Source organism: Amycolatopsis sp. (assembly GCF_025464955.1).
Classification (GTDB): domain Bacteria; phylum Actinomycetota; class Actinomycetes; order Mycobacteriales; family Pseudonocardiaceae; genus Amycolatopsis.
Window position 1 is genome coordinate 147,225 of record NZ_JAODNM010000117.1, and the last position, 21,130, is coordinate 168,354.

The window sequence follows — 21,130 nt, forward strand, 5'->3', positions numbered from 1 at the left end:
TTCCCGCCGGTTAGCACCGGCGGGAACGCTCACGAGTCTTCGGACCGGTTAGAGTCCTCCGGTGAGCGAAGAACAGACGGATGACGAGCGCCGCGCTGCGGGGCTCTCGCCAGCGACCAGCAGCCCAGGCCAGCGGGCCCCGAAGTTCGTCGGCCCCCGGGCGGTGAACGTGTCGTTCTGGCTCTGGGTCGTCGGGGTGGTTGTGCTGGTTCTGAGTCAGGCGTTCTTGCTGCTCATCAAGGGCCAGGTGGTCGACATATACGTCAAGCAGAACCAGGATCCCAAGATCACCAGGGAGCAGTGGGAATCCGCCATTTCGGTTCTGTTGTGGGTCGTCCTGATCGGCGCCGTGGTGTTCGGCGCGCTGATTGCGCTGTTCGCGTACAAGATGCGCGAGGGGACGAGATCGGCGCGCACCGTGGTCACCGTCCTCGCGATCGTCACGACGCTGTTCTACTTCATTTTGTTCTACATCAATTTCCCGACCAATATTTTCTCCGTGTTCGCGATCCTGCTCTTCGTGATCGCCGTCGTGCTGCTGTATCTGCCGAGTGTCCAGCCGTACTTCCCCAAAGTCGGCCGCAAGCTGCGATGACCGAGCCCACCCGCCTCGACGAGCTGGTCCTCTACCGCGAACCCGGCGCGAGCTGGTCGGCGCTGGTGTGGGGTCCACTGTTCGCGGTGGTGGGTTTCCTGACCGACCTGGCCACCGGTGGGGTACACGTCATCGGCTGGATCCTGGTCGCGCTCGGGTTGCTGGCGATGACGGCCCCGTGGGTTTACGCGCGGCGGCGGTTCCTGGCGGTGCGGGTCACGCGCGAAAACCTCTGGCAGGGCCGTGAGGCGCTCCCGGTCGACACGATCGTCGCGGTGACCGACGTGTCGCCGGCGCTGGGCGCCAAGGTGCTCGGTGGCGGCTGGACCGTGCCGAGGAAGTTCGACGAGCTGCCGATCGAGGTCGCCGACGGCAGTGTGGTCCTGGCGTGGGCGCGCGATGTCGAGGCATTGCAGAACGCGCTGGCCCGCGTCGTCCCGGCGCGACCGGACGAGTCGTGAGAGGCTGTTCGGTGTGATCGACCTTCCCCAGCCGACCGGCGCCGAGCTCTGGCCCACCGAGGCGCAGACCGAGACAGCGCGACTGCACCGGCCGTGGCGGGCGCTCGTGGCGCTCGGCGAGCTGATCGTGGTCGCCGCGCTCATCTGGTTCGCCTTCGCACTGTGGCATTCCGGGGTCGTCCCGGTGACGACCGTGCTCTCGGACGGAACACGTCTGGTTTCCTCGCGCTTTTTCGGCGGATCCATCGCCGGCGCGGTCGGTCTCGGTGTGCTCGCGACGCTCGTTTTTGTCGACGCCGTCCGCGAATTGCTACTCGCTGTGCGCGCCCGGCATCGGAAGCCGCACAAAGGTTAGCGCTCGGCCGGGTATCCACAGCACCCTCACAGGCAACCCCTAGCTAACTGATAACCAGTAACGCGAATCTTTCTCCCATGACGCGTCGTCGAACATGGGTAGTCAACGGTGTGCTGGTGGTCGTGCTCGGGGGCGCGGGATTCGGCATCTACGAAGCATTTTCGCCGGCCGACAGCGCCGCGCAAAGCACAACTCGAACGACGCAGGTCGCCCGGACGACGGTCACCGAGACCGTCTCTGCCGCCGGAACCGTCGCGAGCAGCTATAGCGGTGCCGCGAGCTTCGGCACCTCCGGAAAGGTCTCGTCGATCGTCGTCGCGGTCGGGGACGTGGTGACCGCCGGTCAGAAACTGGCCACTTTGGACAGTACGCAGGCGAACAAGCAACTCCAGGTGGCCAAGGCGAACCTGGCAGTGGCGGACGAGGCGCTCACCGCGGGTGAGAACGCGCCGGCCACGACGACGTCGAGCAAGAGCGGCACCACCAGCCAGGCGACCACGCAAGCCGACACGATCACTTCGCTGCAGGCCAAGGTCGACCAGGCGCAGCTGGACGTCGACACCGCGCAGTCGGCCGTCGACGACACCGTGCTCACCGCGCCGGGCGCCGGCACGGTCACCGCGATCAACGGCACGGTCGGCCAGCCGGCCGGCACCGGATCTTCGTCTTCGTCCTCGGGCACCGGCCAGTCGTCCGGCACGGGTAGCAGCGCGGGTAGCCAGTCGTCGTCCTCGGCCTCCTCGTCGAGCTCGTCGTCGACCAGCGGGTTCATCACGCTCACCAACATGTCGAGCCTGGTCGTCGACTCCTCGGTCGCCGAGATCGACGTCAGCAAGGTCAAGGTCGGCCAGAAGTCCACGGTCACCCTCAACGCGCTGCCGGACACACCGATCCAGGCGACCGTGAGCAAGGTCAACCTGACCCCGACGACCAGCGGCAGCGTCGTGTCCTACGGCACCGAGCTGACCCTGACCAGCCCGCCGGCCGGGCTTCGGCCCGGTCAGTCGGCCAGCGTCGCCATCACTGTCGCCCAGGCGGACAACGCGCTGAGCGTGCCGGCCGCGGCCGTGCAGACCGTTGGTACCAACAGCATTGTCGTGGTCGACGTCAACGGCCAGAACACAACGCGCCAGGTCCAGATCGGTGTGCGCGGCGCGTCGACGGTCCAGATCACCTCGGGGCTGACCGACACCGATCGCGTGGTGCTGACCGGGGCGTCCCCGGCGGCGACCGGCGGCACGCGCACCGGTGGTACGGGCGGCTTCGGCGGTACCGGCGGCTTCGGCGGCACGGGTGGCACGGGCGGAATCGGCGGCACGCGCACCGGCGGCACCGGCACCGGCACCGGCGGTGGCCGGGGATGAAACCCGTAATCGCGGTTTCCCAGCTGACCAAGACCTATGGCTCCGGAGACACCGCAGTGCACGCGTTGCGCGGGATCGAGCTGACGGTGATGCCCGGCGAGTACGTGGCCATCATGGGGGCGTCCGGCTCGGGGAAGTCGACCCTGCTGAACATGCTCGGCTGCCTCGACGTCCCGACCTCCGGCGAGTACACGCTCGACGGGTTCCCGGTGAGCGAGATGAACGAGCGGCAGCTTTCGTTACTGCGAAACAGGAAGATCGGGTTCATTTTCCAGTCCTTCAACCTCGTGCCGCGTACGTCCGCTCTGTCCAATGTGGAATTACCTTTGGTCTACAGTGGACTTAATCGGACCAACCGGCGGATCCGGGCGCTGGCGGCGCTGGAGATGGTCGGCCTGACCGATCGCGCGAAGCATCTGCCCAACGAACTGTCCGGCGGTCAGCAGCAGCGCGTCGCGGTGGCGCGGGCGCTGGTCACCGGGCCGGCCATGCTGCTCGCCGACGAACCGACCGGGAACCTGGACCGGGCCAGTACCGACGAGGTTCTCGGCGTGTTCGACCGGCTCAACCAGCTCGGCCGGACCGTCGTGATGATCACGCACGAGGACGAGGTCGCCCGGCACGCGCATCGGGTGATCAGGGTCAGCGACGGACTTGTCGTCGCCGACGAGACCCGTCGTCACGTGGGGGTGGCGTGAACTTCTTCGAGATCATGCGGTTCGCCGTCCGCGGGTTGACGGCGAACAAGCTGCGGTCCTCGCTGACCACGCTCGGCATCACCATCGGGGTCGCGGCGGTCATCCTGCTCGTCGCGGTCGGCAACGGCGCGTCGGCGTCGATCGCCGCGAGCATCCAGGGCCTCGGTACGAACGTGCTCAACGTGTCGGCCGCACGCGGAGGTGCCGCGGGCGCCGTCACGCGTCCGCTGACCGTCCAGGACGCGCACGCGCTGGTCGACCCGGTCGGCGCACCCGACGTCAAGGCGGCGTCGCCGGTCGTGACCACCACCGCGACCGCGACCTACGGGCAGACCAGCTACGACATCTCCTCGGTCACCGGCACCGAACCGGCGTACTTCACCACCACGAACCGCGCGGTCGCCGACGGCTCCCTGTTCACCTCCGAAGATCTCACCAGCGCGCGCAAAGTCGTCGTGCTCGGCCCGACGACGGCCACGTCGATCTTCGGGACCGCGGAGCCGGTCGGGAAGGACGTCCTGCTCAACAGCATCCAGTTCACCGTGATCGGGGTGCTGCAGGCCAAGGGCAGTACCGGTTTGCAGGACGCCGACGACGTCGCGATAGCGCCGCTCACCGCGGTGCAGAACTCGCTGACCGGCTACGGGAGCCTCAACCAGATCGCCGTGCAGGCGACCACCGCGGACTCGGTTTCGCTGGCCCAGACCGAGGTCACCGCGATCCTCAACGCGCGGCACGAGATCCGGCTCGGCGGCACGCCCGACTACCAGATCCAGAACTCCGCGCAGCTGCTGGCGACCAGGACCTCGGCCACGTCGACCTTCACCGTGCTGCTGGCCGCGGTCGCCGCGATCTCGCTGCTGGTCGGCGGGATCGGGGTCACCAACATCATGCTGGTCACGGTCACCGAGCGAATTCGCGAGATCGGCATCCGCAAGGCGATCGGCGCTCCGAGGTCGGCGATCCTCGGCCAGTTCTTGGCGGAGGCGACGATGTTGAGCCTGTTCGGCGGGCTGCTCGGCGTGCTGATCGGGGTGGTCGGCAGCCGGTTCACCATCGACGGGATCGTGCCGGTCATCGTGCCGTCCTCGATCTTCCTGGCGTTCGCCGTCTCCGCGCTGATCGGCTTGTTCTTCGGTAGTTACCCGGCCAACCGGGCCGCCTCGCTGCGTCCGATCGACGCGCTCCGGCACGAATAGGCCACCTCCCACTCTCGCGTCACAGCTAGGAGAATCCGATGTCCAGAAGGCCAGACACCGAGCCGGTGGATGACCAGCCCACGGTCGTCCAACCGGTCGTCGAGCCGCCGACCGCCGAGCAGGTGGAACGGCCCACGGCCGAGCAGATCGTGGCGAAGCCGGCTGTCGACGGCGACCTCGAGAACGAGATGCGCGCGGTGGCGCAGCCGTTCACCAAGCTGACCCTCGCGCTCGGCGTGATCGTGGTCGTCGCGCTCGCGTTCGGCGCGGGCGCGTGGACGCACGCGGCCTTCGGCAGCAGCACGACGTCTTCGGCGTCCGGCGCGCGTGCCGCGGCCACCGGCGGGACGGGCGGCACGGCAGGCGGCCAGGCGGGCGCGACGGGCCAGGCGCCGGGCGGCGGTCGCGCGGGGCGCGGCACGATCGGCACCATCGACCGGGTCGACGGCACGACGTTGTACATCAAGACGTTCCAGGGCACCGAGGTCACTGTGTCCACTTCGGACTCGACGCAGGTCGGGGTGACCCAGCCGGGCAAGGTGTCCGACCTCAAGGCGGGCGCCAGCGTGACCGTCACGGGGGCCACCGGCAGTGACGGCACGGTCACCGCACAGAGCATCACCCAGCAGCCCGCCCGAGCCGGCGGCTGACGAGTCCCGGGGGCGCTTTTGTGGTTTTGTGCCCTGGTTGAGCGCTCAAGGAGGGCACAAAAGTGGTTCTTGTGTCGTATGTGTGGGTCCGCGACGCCTCAGTGGCTGGTGAGGTTCTTGAGGTCAGCGGGTGTGGTCGGCTGGTGGTGACTGTGGGACTCGTCGGTTTGAACGTGGGACTCGCCGGGCCGGAGTGTGGGACTCGCCGATGGGCTGTGCGAGTCCCACACTCAGCGAGGGCGAGCCAGTCCACAGCAACCAGCATCCACACAGACGACCGAAGAGCCACTTTTGTACAAAAGTGCCTCTTGGGTCGACAAAAATCGGGACCCTCCCAGCTGGGAGAGCCCCGATCGGGTGAAGAAGTGGCTCAGCCGAGCAGCAGGCCGTTTCCGCCGGCGACGGCGTTGTCGAAGCGCTTGCTGATCTCGGCCCAGTTGAAGATGTTCCAGAGGGCCTCGACGTACTTCGGCTTGACGTTCTTGTAGTCCAGGTAGAACGCGTGCTCCCACACGTCGACCAGCAGGATCGGCACGGTCGGCAGGATCAGGTTGTTGTGGTGGTCGCGCAGCTGCTGGGTGATTAGCGTCTTGCCGATCGGGTCCCAGGAGAGCGAGGCCCAGCCGTTGCCCTGGATCGTGGTGGCGACCGCGGTGAACTGCGCCTTGAACTTGTCGAACGAGCCGAAGGCCTCGTCGATCGCGGCGGCGAGCTCACCGGTCGGCTTGTCGCCGCCTTCCGGGGAGAGGATCTTCCACCAGACGACGTGGTTCGCGTGGCCGGCCAGGTGGAACGCGAGCGTGGTCGACAGGCCGACAATGTCACCGAAGTTGCCGGCGTCGCGGGCTTCGGCGATCTTGTCGAGGGTGTCGTTCGCGCCCTTGACGTAGGTCGCGTGGTGCTTGCTGTGGTGCAGCTCGTTGATCTCGCCGGAGATGTGCGGCGCGAGGGCGCTGTAGTCGTAATCGAGATCGGGGAGCGTGTACCGGGCCATTGGCCCTCCTTTGGTGATCGACATTTTTGGTGATCGACGCAAGGTCTTCCTGTACCGAACCTAGTAGCACTCACCTCGGGTCGGCGACCGGGGGCCGCCGCTGTCTCCACAGGTGGGATCACTGCTCCTTATGGCTGTACCCGGAGGCCTACCGTCCCAAACCAGCCTGCAACCTCGAGCGAACTGGAGGTCAACAGGATGTGAGCAGGGTCCTACGCCGTCCGGGTCTCAGGCGGCGCGGTACCGGTCGAGCTCATTGGCGAGCTCGGCGAAGACGGCGATGTTGCACTCGAACGCTACTCGGGCTTCGTCGATGACGCGGGCGCGTTCGTCCTCGTCCCAGGGGGCGCCGTCGAGCTCGATGCGGTAGCGGTCGCGGAACGCGGGGGCGCTGCCGATCTCGTCGAAGTGGTAGAACAGCGCGCCCGCGTCGGCGATGCCGTACTCCTTCTCCAGCAGACGCCGGATGACCTGGCCGCCGGCGATGTCGCCGAGGTAGCGCGTGTAGTGGTGCGCGACGAAACCACCGGCCCACTCGCCCCCGCTCTCGCGGACGCGTGCGGCGTAGGCCGCGGTGGTGGGCAGGGGCTCGATCGTGTCCCGCCAGTCCGGGCCGACCAGGAACTCCAGGTCGCGGGCGATTTTCGGCAGCCTGCGGAGCTCGTCGAAGACGAACCGGCGGCCGACGGTGTCGCTCGCCATGGTGTCGCTGACCTGCTCGATCGCCTCGTAGATGTAGTAGTACTGGACGGCCAGCCGCGTGTAGCCGGCCAGGGTGAGTTCGCCGCCGAGCAGGGCGCTCATGTAGGTCGAGAAGTTCGCCCGGTCGTGCAACGTGCGCGTCGAGCCGCGGAGGGCCTTCGAGAACGGGACCTGGTCGACCAACCGGTCAGAATCTGCCGACACCGACATCGCACGTGCCTCCATCTTTCTGACAACCTGTCATAAAGATGGTAAACCCGTTCGGCGACTTAGGCTACCCTAATTCAGTGGTCCTTTCGGGGGCTTCCGTCGCGCCGACCCCGCGGAGCACGAACCTGACGGCCGTCTCGATGGACGGTTCGAGCTGGTCAGGGGGCACATCCACGAGCGCGCGGTTGGACAGCGCGGCGGTGATCATGCCGATGACCAGGTCCGGATCCTCGTCGGCGAGTTGTCCCGCGCGGACGCCTTCGTCCAGGATCTCGTGCAGTTTCGCGGTGATCGGGTCGGCATGGGCGCTGATGCGGCGGTAGGCCGACGGGTCGAGGGCGGACGCGAGCGCGGCGCCCGGCGGCAGGTGGTACTCCGCGAGCACGCGCAGCTGGAGCCGGACGAAGGTGGCCAGTCTGTCGACCGGGCCTTCGGCGGCGTCCACGGCGGCGTTCAGCCGCTCGACGTACCGTGCGGCTTCGTCCTCGACGAACGCGATGAGCAGGGCTTCCTTGTCGGGGAAGTGGTTGTACATGGCCGTGCGGCCGAGGCCTGCTTCGACCGCGACGCCGGCGAGCGTGACGGCGTCGAACCCGCGCTCGTACAGCTGCGAACGCAGGACGTCGAAGACGCGTGCCCGGACCTGCTCGCGGTGCTCGCCCAGCGACCGCCCGATGATCTTCGGCACCCGCCGCCCCCCTTCCGCGCTTTTCGCTCCTGTGGTCCCGTCCAGTGTCCCCCACCCCCGCAACTCGCCGTCGAGTTGCGATCCTTAAGTACTTACCGAGGGGATGGGGATCAGTCGGTGGTGGACCAGGTGTGGACGGGGGCGCCGGAGGCGGAGTGCTCGAGGTAGCGCGAGAGCATCCTGGCCAGCGCGGCTTCGCGGTCGTCGCCGTGCTCCTGCGCGTCCACGACGAAGTCGCGCTGCCACGACGAGCCCGACTTCCTGGCGAGACAGCGGTGCTCGATCACCCCGAGGTACCGCTCCCTGGCCTCGCTGGATACGCCGGAGCGCTCGAGCCCCTCATGGGCGAGCGGCAGCAGGACGCGCAGCGCCAGTTCGTCCGGAGTCATCCAGCCGATGCCCGGCCAGTACAGCTGCGAGTCGAAACCCAGCCGCGCGCCGGCGTACAGATTCTCCTCGGCGGCTTGGAACGACATCTGCGTCCAGATCGGACGCTCCGACTCGGCTAGCGCCCGCTGCGCGCCGTAGAAGAACGCGGCGTTCGCCACCACGTCGAGCACGGTCGGCCCGGCCGGCAGGACGCGGTTCTCGACGCGCAGGTGCGGTTCGCCGTCGACGACGTCGTACACCGGCCGGTTCCAGCGCCAGATAGTGCCATTGTGCATCCGCAGTTCGGCCAATTTGGGCGCTTGCCCAGTTTCGAGCGCCTCGACCGGATCTTCGGGGTCGGTTTCCGGTAACAGCCCGGGAAAATAACGAACATTCTCTTCGAAAAGGTCAAATATTGACGTGATCCATCTCTCGCCGAACCACACTCTCGGCCGGACGCCCTGGTTCTTCAGCTCCTCCGGTCTGGTATCCGTGGCCTGCAGGAACAGCGGAATCCGCGTTTCGTGCCACAGGGCTTTTCCCAGCAGGAAGGGCGAATTCGCACCGAGTGCCACCTGGACGCCGGCGAGGCATTGAGCCGCGTTCCAGTGCGCCGCGAATTCTTCCGGCGCCACTTGCAAGTGCAGCTGCACGGACGTGCAGGCGGCTTCGGGCAGGATCGTCTCTGCTTGAGTACGCAACCGTTCCGGCTTCGAGCCGTCCAGCGCGGCGCCTTCCAGTGCCAGGATGAGGTGTTCGCCGCGGGCAGCGAAGATCTGGTCGTTCAGCAGCGCGTACCGGGCGTTGTGTGTCAACCACTTCTGGTCGAAGTGCTCCTCGCCCAGCGTCGGCAGGGTGCCGATCATGGCGAGCTGGGAGCCGGCGTGGTTCGCCTGCTCGCCGGCTTTGGCCAGGTAGGCATCGAGGTCGTCTTCAAGTCCTAGCAAGGAATCTTGTGCCAGTGGGCGGGGCGGCACGTTCAGTTCGATGTTGTGCTGGCCGAGTTCGGTGGTGAACGAAGGATCGTCCAGCGCGTCGAGCACCGCGCCGTTCGTCATCGACGGCCGCATGTCGGCGTCGACCAGATTCAGCTCCAGTTCCAACCCGATATTCTTGTGTGCAAAGGAAAAACTACCATCCGAGAGCATTCGTGCGAGGGTGTCGAGACAGCGTTGGACCTTCCTGCGGTAACGCCCGCGGTCGCGGGGGTTGAAGGGGTCCGCCGACAGAGCCATGCCCATAAATTTCTGCTCCTCGTAGTTCCAGCCGCGCGGGACAGGCAACCGGGTCCCGGCTGACCACCGTTTCACGACACGACAGTCCGGTATAGCGCCAAACTGGTGCTCTGTGTCACTAGGGGTTAACGGTCAGCAAAATGCGGCCATTAGGACCAGAAAACGTCCCGGCGTGCGGACCAAACGGACCTTGTTTCCCCCGAATGGCACAGCGCTGACACACTCACCGGGTGAGACCGATGATCTTCGTCGACGACGAGACCGACCCGAGACTGGACGATTTCCGTGATTTGTCCACGGCCGACCGACGCCCGGATCGGCCTGGCGGCAGGGGATTCGTCATCGCCGAAGGCACCGTCGTGGTCGAGCGAATGCTCCGTTCGAGGTACCCGGTGCGTGCATTACTTGGTGTTGAACGGCGTTTTAGAGAACTCGCCGACCCCTTGGCGGAAGTCGACGCGCCCGCGTATGTGACTTCCGCGGAGACGATGGCGAATGTCGTCGGGTTCCACCTCAACCGCGGAGTGCTCGCCGTAGCCGACCGTCCGCCGGCGTCCACTGTCGACGAAGTGCTCGCCGACGCCCGCGTTGTCGCGGTGTTGGAGGGCGTCGGCGACCACGAGAACCTCGGCGCGCTCTTCCGCAACGCGGCCGCGCTCGGTGTCGACGGGATCCTCGTCGGGCCCGCCTGCTCGGACCCGCTGTACCGCCGCAGCGTGCGGGTGTCGATGGGGCACGTGCTGAGGGTGCCGTTCGCGACGTTCGAGAGCTGGCCGGCCGGGCTCGGTCCGCTGCGGGACCGCGGTTTCCGGCTCGCCGCGCTGACGCCGAGGGCTGATTCCGTCCCGTTGCGTTCGCTTCGTGGCCACGGTCTTGAGCGCGTCGCACTGATGCTCGGCTCGGAGGGACCAGGATTGAGCGAGGAAGCCTTGGCGGTGGCCGACTTCGCCGTCCGGATTCCGATGGCCGACGGCGTCGACTCGCTGAATGTGGCGACCGCTGCCGCTGTCGCCTTCTACGAACTCACCGAAGCTGAGTAAGTTGGCTCCGGTGACTACGCGAACCGAGGGGAGCCAGTCGGTGGAACTGCGGATCCGCGGTGAGCGGGCGGTGCTCGCCGCCGACGATGGCGTCGACGTCCAGGAGGCGGACCCGCACAGCCTGGCCATCGGCACGGAGCTCGCCGAAGCGCTGCACGAGTGGGCGCGCGTCGCGGCCGCACTGCGGCGCGCCGAACCTGCCGCCTCCGAGGACCACAGCGCCGAAGCTGCCGCTGTCGTGTCGCGCAGGGGCCACCAGTTGGCTGTCCGGGTTGCCACGGTGATGGGCGCTCCGCTGGTCTACCGCGACCCCGTCACCGATCTGGCGACCCTCATCGAACCGCCGCTGCGGGAGCCGTCTGCCGCGCCTTCTCTGGTGGCGCGGCTGTTCGGCACGTCGGAGCACGACAACGAGCCGACACCGTGGGGCACGGGGCTGACTGTCGCCGCCTTCGTCGCCGCCGTGCTGTGCGTCGCTATGCTCGCGCTGGCCGGCACGCTGGCGACGGAGACCAGCGGCTGGCTCGCCGTCGTCGCGTCCCTCATCGTGACCGCCGGCTTGGCGCCGTCGCTCTGGCTCGCGCGCAGGCTGCCGATCGTCCGCTGGGCGGCGTTGGGCGCGGCCGTGGGCGTGGTCATCGCATGGGTCGGCGTGCTGATCGACGTGCTCTAGCCGCGCTGGGAGCGGACGCCGAGGAGGACGTCTTCCCAGGAAGGCACGATGGGGTGGTTCTTCTTCCCCTTCACGCGGGCGGGCTGCTCGGTCTTGGCTTCTTCGGGCTCGTCGGCCGGGACGCGCGGGATTTCCCGGGTGTCGTCGTCAGTGTCCGGTTCGGCGATCGGTGTGTCGAGAACGGCTTCGTCCTGTTCGTCGAGGGTGGAGTCCAGCGTTGGCTGCTCGACGTGGTCGCGCTCGGCTTCCACGGCCCGCAGCGTCCGAGGCGCACGGTAGGAGTTGGGGTCGAGCAGGTCGTGGGCGTGCTCGTCGAGCGCGTGCACGGTGCCGCCGTGCGCGCCGGGGGAGAACGCCCAGTGCGCACGGTTGTCGGAGCGGCCGGCCTTCCAGCTCAGCTCGACGATCCAGCGGCCGTCGTCGCCGCGCCAGGAGTCCCATTTGGACTGGGTGTAGTCGTGCCCGCGGACACCGAAGGAGTGCGCGATCACTTCGCCGAGCGTCTGCACGTCCGGGCCGTCTTCGCGGACCGGGTGCGCGCGCTGGGCGAGTTCGGCGTAGCGGGAGCGCTCCAGCAGGACGGGGTACGCGAAGCGCTCGACCCGGGACACCGTGACCCCGGCGGTCGTCGCGACCTGCTCGACGGACTCGCCCGCCCGGATCCGGGCTTGGATCTCACGTGGCCGCATCTGACTCTCCAACTCGATCTCGATCTGGCCGAGCCGGGTGAGGTCGCCACGGGCCGCCGCTCGTAGTCTCTCATCGGCGGGGAGCAGAAAACGCGTGCGGCTCGCCGGGTCTTCGCACACGATGGACTTGCCGTCCTCGTGTAACCCGACTACCCGTAGCGCTCGCATGATCGCCTCCCCTGAACTTCACCTTTGTGGGTGTCTACGTTAGTTCGGCGCGTCGACTTGACGTGAGAGGCGCGCCGAGGTTCCACTCTTCTGCTCTTGATCTTGAGGCACCCGAGTGGTTCCCGTCGAACGGACGCGCCGGGCAGTCGTCGTCACGAAGAGGTTAATCAGGAAGCCGGACAGTGACGACCAAGCCGCCGCTCGCGCGTGCTTCGGCTCGCACGGTGCCGCTGTGGGCCTGCGCCACCGAACGGACGATCGACAGCCCGAGCCCGGCGTTCGACGACGAGGCGGTGCGATCGGGCGTCAGCCGCCGAAAGGGCTCGAACAGGTCCTCGACGGCGTCCGCGGGCACGACCGGGCCGGAGTTGGTGACCACCAGCGTGTCGCCGACCTGCAGCCGGACGGACCCGCCGGGCTGGTTGTAGCTGATCGCGTTCTGCACAAGGTTTGTCACCAGCCGCTCGAGCAGCACCTTGTCACCGGCGACGGTGCGCGCTCGCAGATCGGGTTCCAGCGTCACGCCGTGCTTCTCGGCGAGCGCGGACGACGACCGCAGCACCGACCGCGCGACGTTGTCGAGCCGGATCGGGGTGCGCCTGGTGAGACCGCGATCGCCGCGCGCGAGGACGAGCAGCCCCTCGATCATGCGTTCGCTGCGTTCGTTGGTGTGCAGCAGATGCGCGCCGAGCTTGACGACCTCGGGCCGCACTTCCGGGTCGGCCAGCGCGACCTCGATCAGCGTCCGCTGCACGGCCAGCGGGGTTCGCAGTTCGTGGGACGCGTTGGCGACGAACCGCTTTTGGCTGTCGAACGACACGGCCAGTCGGTCGAGCATGCTGTCGAAAGTGTCGGCGAGCTCCTTGAGCTCGTCTTCCGGGCCGTCGAGGTTGATGCGGCGATGCATGTCCTCGGCTTCGAGCTTCCTGGCCGTCGCGGTGATGGCGTGCAGCGGCCGCAGGGCCCGCCGCGCCATCACCCAGCCGAACAGGACCGCCAGCACGACGGCGATCAGCAGCGCGATCGACGACTGGATGACCAGCGAGGTCAGCACGGACGTGCGGTAGTCGTCGAGCGATGTGGTGACGATCGTCCGGGTCGCTTCGGCCGTCGCCGCCACGGTGGTGTCGGCGGTGGCTCCGACCGCCATGGCCGGCACGGCTTTGATCGCGAGCCTGGTCGCGTCGGGCAGCGTGCCGCGCACGAGCAGGTAGTTGATCACCAGCAGAACCAGTCCGACCAGCAGGAAGAGCCCGCCGTACAGCGCGGTCAGCCTGCCCCGCACCGACATCCGCAGCCGGGGCATCAGGCGAACCGGTAACCGGCGCCGGGCACCGTCTCGATGGGGCCCGGCTGGCCGAGTTTGCGCCGCAAGGTCATCACGGCGACCCGCACGGCGTTGGTGAACGGGTCGGCGTTCTCGTCCCAGGCCTTGTCGAGCAGGTCTTCGGCGCTGACGACGGCGCCTTCCGCGCGCATCAGGACCTCCAGCACGGCGAACTCCTTCGGCGAAAGGGGCAGGTACTTGCTGTCCCTGGTGGCCTGGTGCCGCGGCAGGTCCAGCACGATCCCGCCGCGTTCCAGTACCGGCGGCAGCGCCGGCCGGGCCCGCCGCGCAAGCGCTTGCACCCGCGCGACGAGCTCGGCGAAGGCGAACGGCTTCGTGAGGTAGTCGTCGGCTCCGAAGCCCAACCCGGCGACGCGGTCTTCGACTTCGGCGGACGCGGTGACCATGAGAATCCTGGCCTCGCCGCCCGCCGCGATCACCGCGGCGCAGACGTCGTCGCCGTGGACGAGCGGCAGATCGCGATCCAGCACGACGACGTCGTAACCGTGCACGCCGACCCGCTCCAGCGCCTGCTGGCCGTCGTAGCAGACGTCGACGGCCATCGACAGCCTCCGCAGGCCCTCGGCGATCGTGTCGGCCATCAGCTGTTCGTCTTCGACCACGAGCACGCGCATAACCCCAGTCTGCTGGCCTGGGATAAGCGGTGGATAAACGAACTCGCTTAACGCGGCGAAATCACCCGATCCGTACACCTTTCGCCATGACAAACACGGTGAAGCTTCGATACGGATTCGCGGTGGCCGGGATTGCGCTGGTCGGCCTGGTGAGCGCGTGCGGCGGTGGCGGGGACGGCGGGAACAAGGTCGCGTCGGCCGGTGGCGACACCGGCAAGCAGAGTGCGTCGGCCAAGCCGTCGCCGCAGGACCAGGCGCTGGCGTGGGCGCAGTGCATGCGCAAGAACGGGGTCGCCGTTCCCGACCCGAAACCCGGCTCGGATGGGACGATCATGCTTCCCGCCGGTGGCCAGGGCGCCGATCAGGCCGCCTTGGAGAAGGCCACGGACGCCTGCAAGGCACTCATGCCGTCCATCGGCGGAGAGGGCAACAAGCTCGACGCCAAGCAGTTGGACGAGCAACTCGCGACGGCGAAGTGCATGCGCGCTCACGGCGTCCCGATGTCCGATCCGACCCCGGACAGTCCGAGCACGATGGACGCCTCCGCGGCCGGCGACATGTCGAAGGTGGAAGCGGCGGCCAAGGCGTGCGGGATGAAGGGCATCCCGGTCGTCAAAGCGGCGCCGGCGAAATGACCGACACCGCGCGGCGAACGCGCCGTGCTCGCTGGGTGGTCGTCGGGACCGCCCTGTTCGTGGTGATCGTGGTGGGCACCGTGGTCGTGGTGTCCAGGGGCGCGTCCGGTTCGGCGTCCGGTGCGGTACCCCCGCCGAAGGCCGCCACGGCCGTGGTCGAGAAAACAGACCTGACCGACTCGGACTCGGCGGACGGCAAGGTCGGCTTCGGGCCCGACCACGCGATCTCGGGTCGCAAACCGGGCACGGTCACCGGCTTGCCCAATCTCGGCGACACCGTCACGCGAGGCAAACCGCTGTACTGGGTGGACGCCAAGCCGGTGCCGCTGTTCTACGGCGCGATCCCGTTCTACCGCGACCTGACCGCGGGCATGACCGACGGACCGGACGTCAAGGAGCTGGAGGACAACCTGCAGGCGCTGGGCTTCGGCGGGTTCGGCAAACCGGACCAGAAGTTCACCGCCGCGACGGCCGCCGCGCTCAAGAAGTGGCAGAAATCCCTGAAACTGGACCAGACCGGCACGCTCGCGATGGGCGACGTCGCTGTCGAAAGCGACGCTGTCCGGGTTTCCTCGATCACCGGCCAGCTGGGTGCGCCTGCGACCGGGAACCTGGTGAAGGTCACCGGAACTCAGCGACTCGTCACGTTGCAGCTCGACGCGAACAAGGGGACCGAAGCCACCGTCGGGGCGAAGGTCGGGGTCGCTGTCAACGGCGGCAAGGCCGGCACCGGCACAGTCACCCAGGTCAGCCCGTCGACCGACTCGGGCGGCGACGGTTCGGGCTCGGGCTCCGGCTCCGGTGGCAACGGCAGTGGCGGAACGCCGAAGGTCACCGTGATCGTCAAGCTCGACGACCCGGCGTCGGCTGGGAACCTCGATGGCGCACCCGCGACCGTCACCTTCACCACCGGTACGCGCCAAGGCGTCCTGGTCGTCCCGATCGGTGCGTTGCTGGCGCTGGCCGATGGCGGCTACGGCGTCCAGATCGTCGACGCGGGTGGGCTGCAGCACCTGGTCAAGGTGACCACGGGGCTGTTCGCCGGCGGCAACGTCGAGATCACCGGCCAGGGCATCACCGAAGGCACGAAGGTGGTGACGACGTCGTGACTCCGGTGCTGGCGGTTCACTCGGCGAGCCGGACCTATCCCGGCGGAGTGCGCGCGCTGCGGGGAGTTTCGCTGTCGATGGAGGCCGGGGAGATGGTCGGGATCGTCGGCCCGTCGGGTTCGGGCAAGTCGACGTTGCTGCAGCTCATGGGCACTTTGGACCGGCCGACGAGCGGGCGGATCGAGCTGCGCGGATTCGACGTCGCGACGCTGCCCGACAGCAGTTTGTCGGCATTGCGTTCGCGCTGGATCGGGTTCGTGTTCCAGCAGTTCTTCCTCGACGAAGGAGTCAGCGCGGTCGACAACGTCGTCACGGGATTGCTCTACGCGGGTGTGCCTCGGCGGAGACGTCGTGCGCTGGCGTTGTCCGCGCTGGAGCGGGTCGGGCTGGCGCATCGCGGCAACCACCTGCCCAACGAGCTTTCGGGCGGGGAGAAGCAGCGCGTCGCGATCGCGCGGGCGGTGGTCAACAACCCGGCGATCCTGCTGGCCGACGAACCGACCGGGGCGCTCGACACCGAGAACGGCGCGGCGATCCTGCGGCTGCTGCGCTCGTTGAGCGCGGACGGGACGACGGTCGTGCTGATCACCCACGACCGCGACATCGCGGCTGGGCTGCCGAGGCGGATCGAGCTCCTTGACGGCGCGCTGCGGTTGGACACCGGTACGCCGAAGTCGATGCGGCGGGTGGCGTCGTGAGCGCGCCGACCGTGGAACGCCCACCGGCACCGGCGCGGCTGGGCGCTCGCGACGTCCTTTCGCTCGGCTCGCACGGGATGCGGACCCGGCCGCTGCGTGCGGTTCTTTCGGCGCTGGGCATCGCGATCGGGATCGCGGCGATGGTCGCCGTGATCGCGATCCCAGCGTCGAGCGGGAAGGCCCTGCAGAACCAGCTCGCCGGGCTGGGCACGAACCTGCTGCGCGTCGAGGCCGGGACGAAGCTGGACGGCAAGCCGTCCGTGCTGCCCGACACCGGGTTGCCGATGGCGCGGCGGATCGGGCCGGTCACCGGCGTTTCCGCGACCGGAGGCACCGGGAAGAACGTCTACCGCAACGACAAGGTGCTCGCGTCGGACACTTCGGGTCTGTCGGTGTTCGCGGCGAAGAACGATCTGCTCGACGTCCTCCAGGGAAAGATGTACGCGGGCAAGTTCCTCGACGCCGCGAGCGGGAAGTACCCGGCGACCGTGCTCGGTCACGAGGCCGCGATCAGGCTCGGTATCGACCACCTCGACCCGGCGCACCCGACGCAGGTGTGGATCGGCGGGCGCGCGTTCGTCGTCGTCGGGATCCTCGACGCGATGCCGCTCGAACCGGAGATCGAACGTTCCGTGCTGGTCGGTTGGGGCGCGGCGAAGCAGTACCTGGGCTTCGACGGGCATCTGGGCACGGTCTACGTCCGCGGTGATCCGGCCCAGCTCGACGCCGTCCGCAACGTCCTGCCGTCGACGATGAACCCGACCGAACCCAACGCGGTGAACGTCAGCAAGCCGTCCGACGCGTTGCAGCTCCAGCAGCTCACCGGGGCGTCGTACAGCGCGCTGTTCCTCGGGCTGGGCGGGGTCGCGCTGCTGGTCGGCGGGGTCGGGGTGGCGAACACGATGGTGATCTCGGTGCTGGAACGGCGTCGGGAGATCGGGCTGCGAAGAGCCCTCGGCGCGACTCGGCGTCAGGTGTGGGGGCAGTTCGTCGCGGAGTCGGTGCTGCTGAGCGGGCTCGGGGGGTTGGCAGGGGTGGTCATCGGGGTGCTGGCGACGGCGGGGTACGCGCTGAGCCAGGGTTGGCCGGCGGTGCTGCCGGTGGGCGCGTTGGTCGGGGGTGTCGGGATCGCCGCGCTTGTCGGTGCTGTCGCGGGTGCCTACCCGGCGATCCGCGCCGCCCGCTTGCCGCCCACCCAAGCCCTCGCGTAACCCCCAGGACGGGCACTTTTGTCCAAGAGTGCCCTCAGTAAGTACTTACCGATCGCAACTCGCCGTCGAGTTGCGGTCGTGAGTGTGGAACTCAGCGTTCTGAGTGTGGGACTCGCGGTGTGCACCCGCTGCTGTCGGCGAGTCCCACACTCACCGAGCTGAGTCCCACACCCGGTTCCACCACCGCCGCAACTCGCCGTCGAGTTGCACGGTGCCCGTCCTGGTGAGCGGGATAAGCGGCGGATAAACGATCTTGCTTAGCGCCTCGAGATCACCCGATCCGTAGACAGGAAACCGGCGGTTGCGGCCCGTCGGGGGGCCGCAACCGTTCCACCCAGAAGAGGAGAAGAACATGAAGGCTCGTTATGTTTTGACGGTCGCCGGTGTCTCGGCGCTGGGCTTGTTCGGCGTCTATGGCACGTCCAGTGCCGCCACCTCGCAGTCGGCTCCCGCCCCGGCCACCCGCGTTTGCGCCATCGCGGACGGATCGGCTGTCGCGGCCGGGGCGGTCACCGGCGGGCTGACCGTCGGCACGGCTGTCCCGGTGAAGACCGTGCCTCAGATCAAGCTGAAGACCGTGAAAGCCGCGAAAGCCGTGCCCGCCGGTAAGGCGACCATCGTCTGCTCCGGCCACACGGTTCCGGGCAAGGGCCCGGTCCTCACCGCACCCGTCGGGATCACGCTCAGCGGGGTTCCGGTGACGCCTGCCGTTCCGGCCGTGAAGTAAGCGGGACTGGGCACTTTCGCGCTTTTGAGCCCAGCTGGAAAAGCGCGAAAGTGCCTGGCCCGGTCGGTCGTCAGGGTGGCGGCGGGTAACCTCGCAGGGTCGTGGGGAGACACGGCGGTTCCGATCTGCCGAGGAGAAAACCGTGCCCGTGTCCGTCCGACGGCTCGGTTTGCTGTTCGCCGTCCTCGAGATCGCGGCGATCGTCACCGTCCTGATCCTGAAGCGCTTCGACGGCCTCGACCTCGAGGTCTACGTCGGCGGCGCGCGGGCGCTGGTCGATCACGGCACGCCGTACGACGCCTGGGTCCCGACCACACACGGGATCCTGCTGCCGTTCACCTACACCCCGTTCGCAGCGGCCGTCTTCCTGCCCGGCACGATCCTGCCGTTCGCGCTGACGATGCGGCTGCTGTCGATCCTGTCGATCCTCGCTATCGGCGTGGTGGCCTACCTCGTCGTCGCCGAACTCAACGGCGCGCTGCGCGACCGCACCGACGTCCGCGGGCACGTCGTCGCGGTGTCGGCCGCGATCGTCGCGCAGCTGGCCGGCGCGGTGCTCGAGCCGGTGCGTTCGACGCTCGGGTTCGGGCAGATCAACGCGCTGCTGATGGTCGCCGTCGTTCTCGACGCGCTGTTACCCGGGAGACGTCGTACGCGCGGCCTGCTGATCGGACTGGCAGCCGCGGTGAAGCTGACGCCAGCAGTGTTCGTCCTGTACTTCCTGCTGCGCCGCGACTTCAGGTCCGCGGCGCGCGTGGTGACCGGGTTCGTCGGCGCGGCGGTGGTGATGTGGGTGTTCGCCCCGCGCGCGTCCGCGAAGTACTGGACGGACCTCGTGTTCGACACCAGCCGGATCGGCGGCGCCGACTACGTCGGGAACCAGTCGCTGCACGGGTTCGTCGCACGCCTTGAGCTCGGCGATTCGACCGGGAACCTGGTGTGGCTGGGCACCGTGGCCCTCGCGCTCGCACTGACCGCGTACACGATGCTCCGGACCCGTGCTTCAGGCTCGTCGGTGCCCGCGCTCATCGCGTGCGCGATCGGCGGGCTGCTGATCTCGCCGATTTCGTGGACGCACCACTGGACCTGGTGCGTGCCGATCCTGGTGTGGACCGGCTATGTGGCCGTCCGTGCCTGGCGCGACGACCGGCCGCTCAGCTACTGGCTGGGCGGGATCACGGTGTTGTCGGTGGCCCTGTTCGTGATCGGGCCGATGTGGTTCGCGGTCCGGCCGGCGAACTCGGTGTTCAGCTGGCTGGAGACCGAGTCCTACGAGCTGCTCGGCCTGGTCCTGCTGATCACGATCGCCGTCGTCGGCCCTCGCGCCGCGCCCGGTGCCGAAAAACGTGAAGGCCACCTTCATGGCGGCCCTCCGCACGGCGGAATACGCAGTGAAGGTGGCCTTCACGTCCAGTCGGAAGAGAACTCAGCCGAGTCGCTCGACGACGTACTCGATGCTCTGCGTGAGCAGCGTGATGTCGTCCGGGTCGATGGCCGGGAACATCCCGACGCGTAGCTGGTTCTTGCCAAGCTTCCGGTACGGCTCGGTGTCGACGATCCCGTTGGCTCGCAACGCCTTCGCCACCGCGGCGGCGTCGATCTCGTCGGCGAAGTCGATCGTGCCGACGACCTGGGATCGCAGCGCCGGGTCGGTGACGAACGGCGTGGTGTAGCTCGTCTTCTCGGCCCACTCGTAGAGCCTCGTCGACGAGTCCTTCGTCCGTGCGACCGTCCAGTCGAGGCCGCCGTTGCCGAGCATCCACTCGATCTGGTCGGCCAGCAGGAACAGCGTCGCCACCGCGGGGGTGTTGTACGTCTGGTCCTTGCGGGAGTTGTCTAGCGCGGTCGGCAGCGACAGCGACTCCGGGACCCAGCGGTCCGTCGCGCCGATCTCGTTGATGCGCTCGATCGCGGCCGGCGAGGCCAGCGTCAGCCACAAGCCACCGTCAGAGGCGAACGACTTCTGCGGTGCGAAGTAGTAGAGGTCGAAGTCCTCGGCCTTGACCGGCAGGCCGCCGGCGCCGGAGGTGGCGTCGATCGCGACGAGCGCGCCTTCGCTCCCTTCGGGGCGCTTCACCGGGACGGCGACACCCGTCGACGTCTCGTTGTGCGCCCAGCCGACGAGGTCGACGCCGGGCTGGAAGGCGATCTCGGGCGCGCTGCCCGGGTCGGCCTTGACGACGATCGGGTCGCCCAGGAACGGCGCGCCCTTGGCGACGGTGGCGAACTTCGAGGAGAACTCACCGTAAGTGAAATGCAACGAGCGCTCGCGGATCAAGCCGAAGGCGATGGCGTCCCAGAATGCGGTCGTGCCGCCATTGCCGAGGACGACTTCGTAGCCTTCGGGAAGCGAGAACAGCTCGGACAGGCCCGCGCGGACGCGGCCAACGAGGGACTTCACCGGCTTCTGCCGGTGTGAGGTGCCCAGGTAGTCGCTCCCGGATTTCGCCAGGTTGGCGAGCTGTTCGGCGCGGACCTTGGACGGCCCACAGCCGAAACGGCCGTCGGCGGGCTTGAGTTCAGCGGGGATGGTCAACTCGGCTGCGTCGGTCATATTGGCAGTCTCTCAGGTCGGAATCCAGCAGGTGACGGCGGTGGCGCAGTGTCCGGTATGTGGGATCGGGACGGATACGAGGCGTCGCGGAGCGCTTCGGAGCGTGTTCGCGGGCGTCTCCCCGTACCGAGTTGTCGCTGGGGT

Annotated in this window: 23 protein-coding genes; 15 read left to right on the top strand and 8 right to left on the bottom strand. The window is 68.1% G+C overall.

Annotated elements, in window-relative coordinates; genetic code table 11:
• Positions 1-61: 61 nt before the first annotated feature.
• The 7 genes from JWQ81_RS28455 to JWQ81_RS28485 all read left to right on the top strand — a co-directional run bounded on the left by JWQ81_RS28455 (position 62) and on the right by JWQ81_RS28485 (position 5,322).
• Positions 62-595: a hypothetical protein gene (locus JWQ81_RS28455; RefSeq protein WP_297546286.1), complete on the top strand. Its 534-nt coding sequence runs from the start codon at positions 62-64 to the stop codon at positions 593-595.
• Positions 592-1,056: a hypothetical protein gene (locus tag JWQ81_RS28460; RefSeq protein WP_297546287.1), complete on the top strand. Its 465-nt coding sequence runs from the start codon at positions 592-594 to the stop codon at positions 1,054-1,056. The genes JWQ81_RS28455 and JWQ81_RS28460 overlap by 4 nt, the downstream gene beginning before the upstream one ends.
• Positions 1,057-1,069: 13 nt before the next feature.
• Positions 1,070-1,411 (top strand): hypothetical protein, encoded by a 342-nt coding sequence (locus JWQ81_RS28465; protein WP_297546289.1) that lies wholly within the window; start codon positions 1,070-1,072, stop codon positions 1,409-1,411.
• A 77-nt stretch (positions 1,412-1,488) separates the two neighbouring features.
• A complete protein-coding gene (locus JWQ81_RS28470; protein WP_297546291.1) occupies positions 1,489-2,775 on the top strand; it encodes a biotin/lipoyl-binding protein in 1,287 nt (428 codons plus the stop codon).
• Positions 2,772-3,473, top strand: coding sequence for an ABC transporter ATP-binding protein (locus tag JWQ81_RS28475; protein WP_297546292.1), 702 nt, complete (start codon positions 2,772-2,774; stop codon positions 3,471-3,473). Before JWQ81_RS28470 ends, JWQ81_RS28475 begins: the two co-directional genes overlap by 4 nt.
• A complete protein-coding gene (locus tag JWQ81_RS28480) occupies positions 3,470-4,672 on the top strand; it encodes an ABC transporter permease (protein WP_297546293.1) in 1,203 nt (400 codons plus the stop codon). Before JWQ81_RS28475 ends, JWQ81_RS28480 begins: the two co-directional genes overlap by 4 nt.
• A gap of 38 nt (positions 4,673-4,710) precedes the next feature.
• Entirely contained in the window at positions 4,711-5,322 is a 612-nt protein-coding gene (locus tag JWQ81_RS28485; protein WP_297546295.1) for a hypothetical protein, read from the top strand.
• A 370-nt stretch (positions 5,323-5,692) separates the two neighbouring features.
• Here JWQ81_RS28485 and JWQ81_RS28490 read toward each other — a convergent pair whose 3' ends face one another.
• The 4 genes from JWQ81_RS28490 to JWQ81_RS28505 form a co-directional block, all read right to left on the bottom strand.
• Positions 5,693-6,316 carry a superoxide dismutase gene (locus JWQ81_RS28490; RefSeq protein ID WP_297546297.1) on the bottom strand — a complete coding sequence of 208 codons (624 nt, stop codon included), beginning with the start codon at positions 6,314-6,316 and terminating at the stop codon, positions 5,693-5,695.
• A gap of 228 nt (positions 6,317-6,544) precedes the next feature.
• Entirely contained in the window at positions 6,545-7,228 is a 684-nt protein-coding gene (locus tag JWQ81_RS28495) for a heme oxygenase (biliverdin-producing) (RefSeq protein ID WP_297546299.1), read from the bottom strand.
• A gap of 64 nt (positions 7,229-7,292) precedes the next feature.
• Positions 7,293-7,916 carry a TetR/AcrR family transcriptional regulator gene (locus JWQ81_RS28500; RefSeq protein WP_297546301.1) on the bottom strand — a complete coding sequence of 208 codons (624 nt, stop codon included), beginning with the start codon at positions 7,914-7,916 and terminating at the stop codon, positions 7,293-7,295.
• Positions 7,917-8,026: 110 nt separating this feature from the next.
• Positions 8,027-9,526 carry a glutamate-cysteine ligase family protein gene (locus JWQ81_RS28505; protein WP_297546425.1) on the bottom strand — a complete coding sequence of 500 codons (1,500 nt, stop codon included), beginning with the start codon at positions 9,524-9,526 and terminating at the stop codon, positions 8,027-8,029.
• 224 nt (positions 9,527-9,750) lie between these two features.
• Between JWQ81_RS28505 and JWQ81_RS28510 the strand changes: the two genes are divergently transcribed.
• Together JWQ81_RS28510 and JWQ81_RS28515 are read left to right on the top strand one after the other, a co-directional pair.
• Positions 9,751-10,560, top strand: a complete 810-nt coding sequence (locus JWQ81_RS28510) for an RNA methyltransferase (protein WP_297546303.1) — start codon at positions 9,751-9,753, stop codon at positions 10,558-10,560.
• Positions 10,561-10,600: 40 nt separating this feature from the next.
• Positions 10,601-11,233: a DUF2537 domain-containing protein gene (locus JWQ81_RS28515; protein WP_297546427.1), complete on the top strand. Its 633-nt coding sequence runs from the start codon at positions 10,601-10,603 to the stop codon at positions 11,231-11,233.
• Here JWQ81_RS28515 and sepH read toward each other — a convergent pair.
• From sepH to JWQ81_RS28530, 3 genes are all read right to left on the bottom strand, one after another.
• Positions 11,230-12,090 carry a septation protein SepH gene (gene sepH / locus JWQ81_RS28520; protein WP_297546305.1) on the bottom strand — a complete coding sequence of 287 codons (861 nt, stop codon included), beginning with the start codon at positions 12,088-12,090 and terminating at the stop codon, positions 11,230-11,232. The two genes, JWQ81_RS28515 and sepH, sit on opposite strands and share 4 nt — an antisense overlap.
• Before the next feature lie 163 nt (positions 12,091-12,253).
• Positions 12,254-13,396, bottom strand: a complete 1,143-nt coding sequence (locus JWQ81_RS28525) for an ATP-binding protein (RefSeq protein WP_297546307.1) — start codon at positions 13,394-13,396, stop codon at positions 12,254-12,256.
• A complete protein-coding gene (locus JWQ81_RS28530) occupies positions 13,396-14,052 on the bottom strand; it encodes a response regulator transcription factor (protein ID WP_297546309.1) in 657 nt (218 codons plus the stop codon). Before JWQ81_RS28530 ends, JWQ81_RS28525 begins: the two co-directional genes overlap by 1 nt.
• 86 nt (positions 14,053-14,138) lie before the next feature.
• On the opposite strand from JWQ81_RS28530, the gene JWQ81_RS28535 reads away from it, so the two are divergent.
• From JWQ81_RS28535 to JWQ81_RS28560, 6 genes are all read left to right on the top strand, one after another.
• Positions 14,139-14,687, top strand: coding sequence for a hypothetical protein (locus JWQ81_RS28535; RefSeq protein ID WP_297546311.1), 549 nt, complete (start codon positions 14,139-14,141; stop codon positions 14,685-14,687).
• On the top strand, positions 14,684-15,796 hold the full coding sequence (locus tag JWQ81_RS28540) for a peptidoglycan-binding protein (RefSeq protein WP_297546312.1): 1,113 nt from the start codon (positions 14,684-14,686) through the stop codon (positions 15,794-15,796). Before JWQ81_RS28535 ends, JWQ81_RS28540 begins: the two co-directional genes overlap by 4 nt.
• Positions 15,793-16,494, top strand: a complete 702-nt coding sequence (locus JWQ81_RS28545) for an ABC transporter ATP-binding protein (protein WP_297546314.1) — start codon at positions 15,793-15,795, stop codon at positions 16,492-16,494. Before JWQ81_RS28540 ends, JWQ81_RS28545 begins: the two co-directional genes overlap by 4 nt.
• On the top strand, positions 16,491-17,705 hold the full coding sequence (locus JWQ81_RS28550) for an ABC transporter permease (RefSeq protein WP_297546315.1): 1,215 nt from the start codon (positions 16,491-16,493) through the stop codon (positions 17,703-17,705). The genes JWQ81_RS28545 and JWQ81_RS28550 overlap by 4 nt, the downstream gene beginning before the upstream one ends.
• Positions 17,706-18,057: 352 nt before the next feature.
• Positions 18,058-18,432, top strand: a complete 375-nt coding sequence (locus tag JWQ81_RS28555) for a hypothetical protein (protein ID WP_297546317.1) — start codon at positions 18,058-18,060, stop codon at positions 18,430-18,432.
• A gap of 142 nt (positions 18,433-18,574) precedes the next feature.
• On the top strand, positions 18,575-19,948 hold the full coding sequence (locus JWQ81_RS28560; RefSeq protein WP_297546318.1) for a glycosyltransferase 87 family protein: 1,374 nt from the start codon (positions 18,575-18,577) through the stop codon (positions 19,946-19,948).
• Here the strand turns inward: JWQ81_RS28560 and serC are convergent.
• The gene (gene serC / locus JWQ81_RS28565; protein ID WP_297546320.1) at positions 19,859-20,986 is read right to left on the bottom strand and encodes a phosphoserine transaminase; all 1,128 of its coding nucleotides are present in this window, start codon (positions 20,984-20,986) and stop codon (positions 19,859-19,861) included. The genes JWQ81_RS28560 and serC overlap by 90 nt on opposite strands.
• Positions 20,987-21,130: the final 144 nt, after the last annotated feature.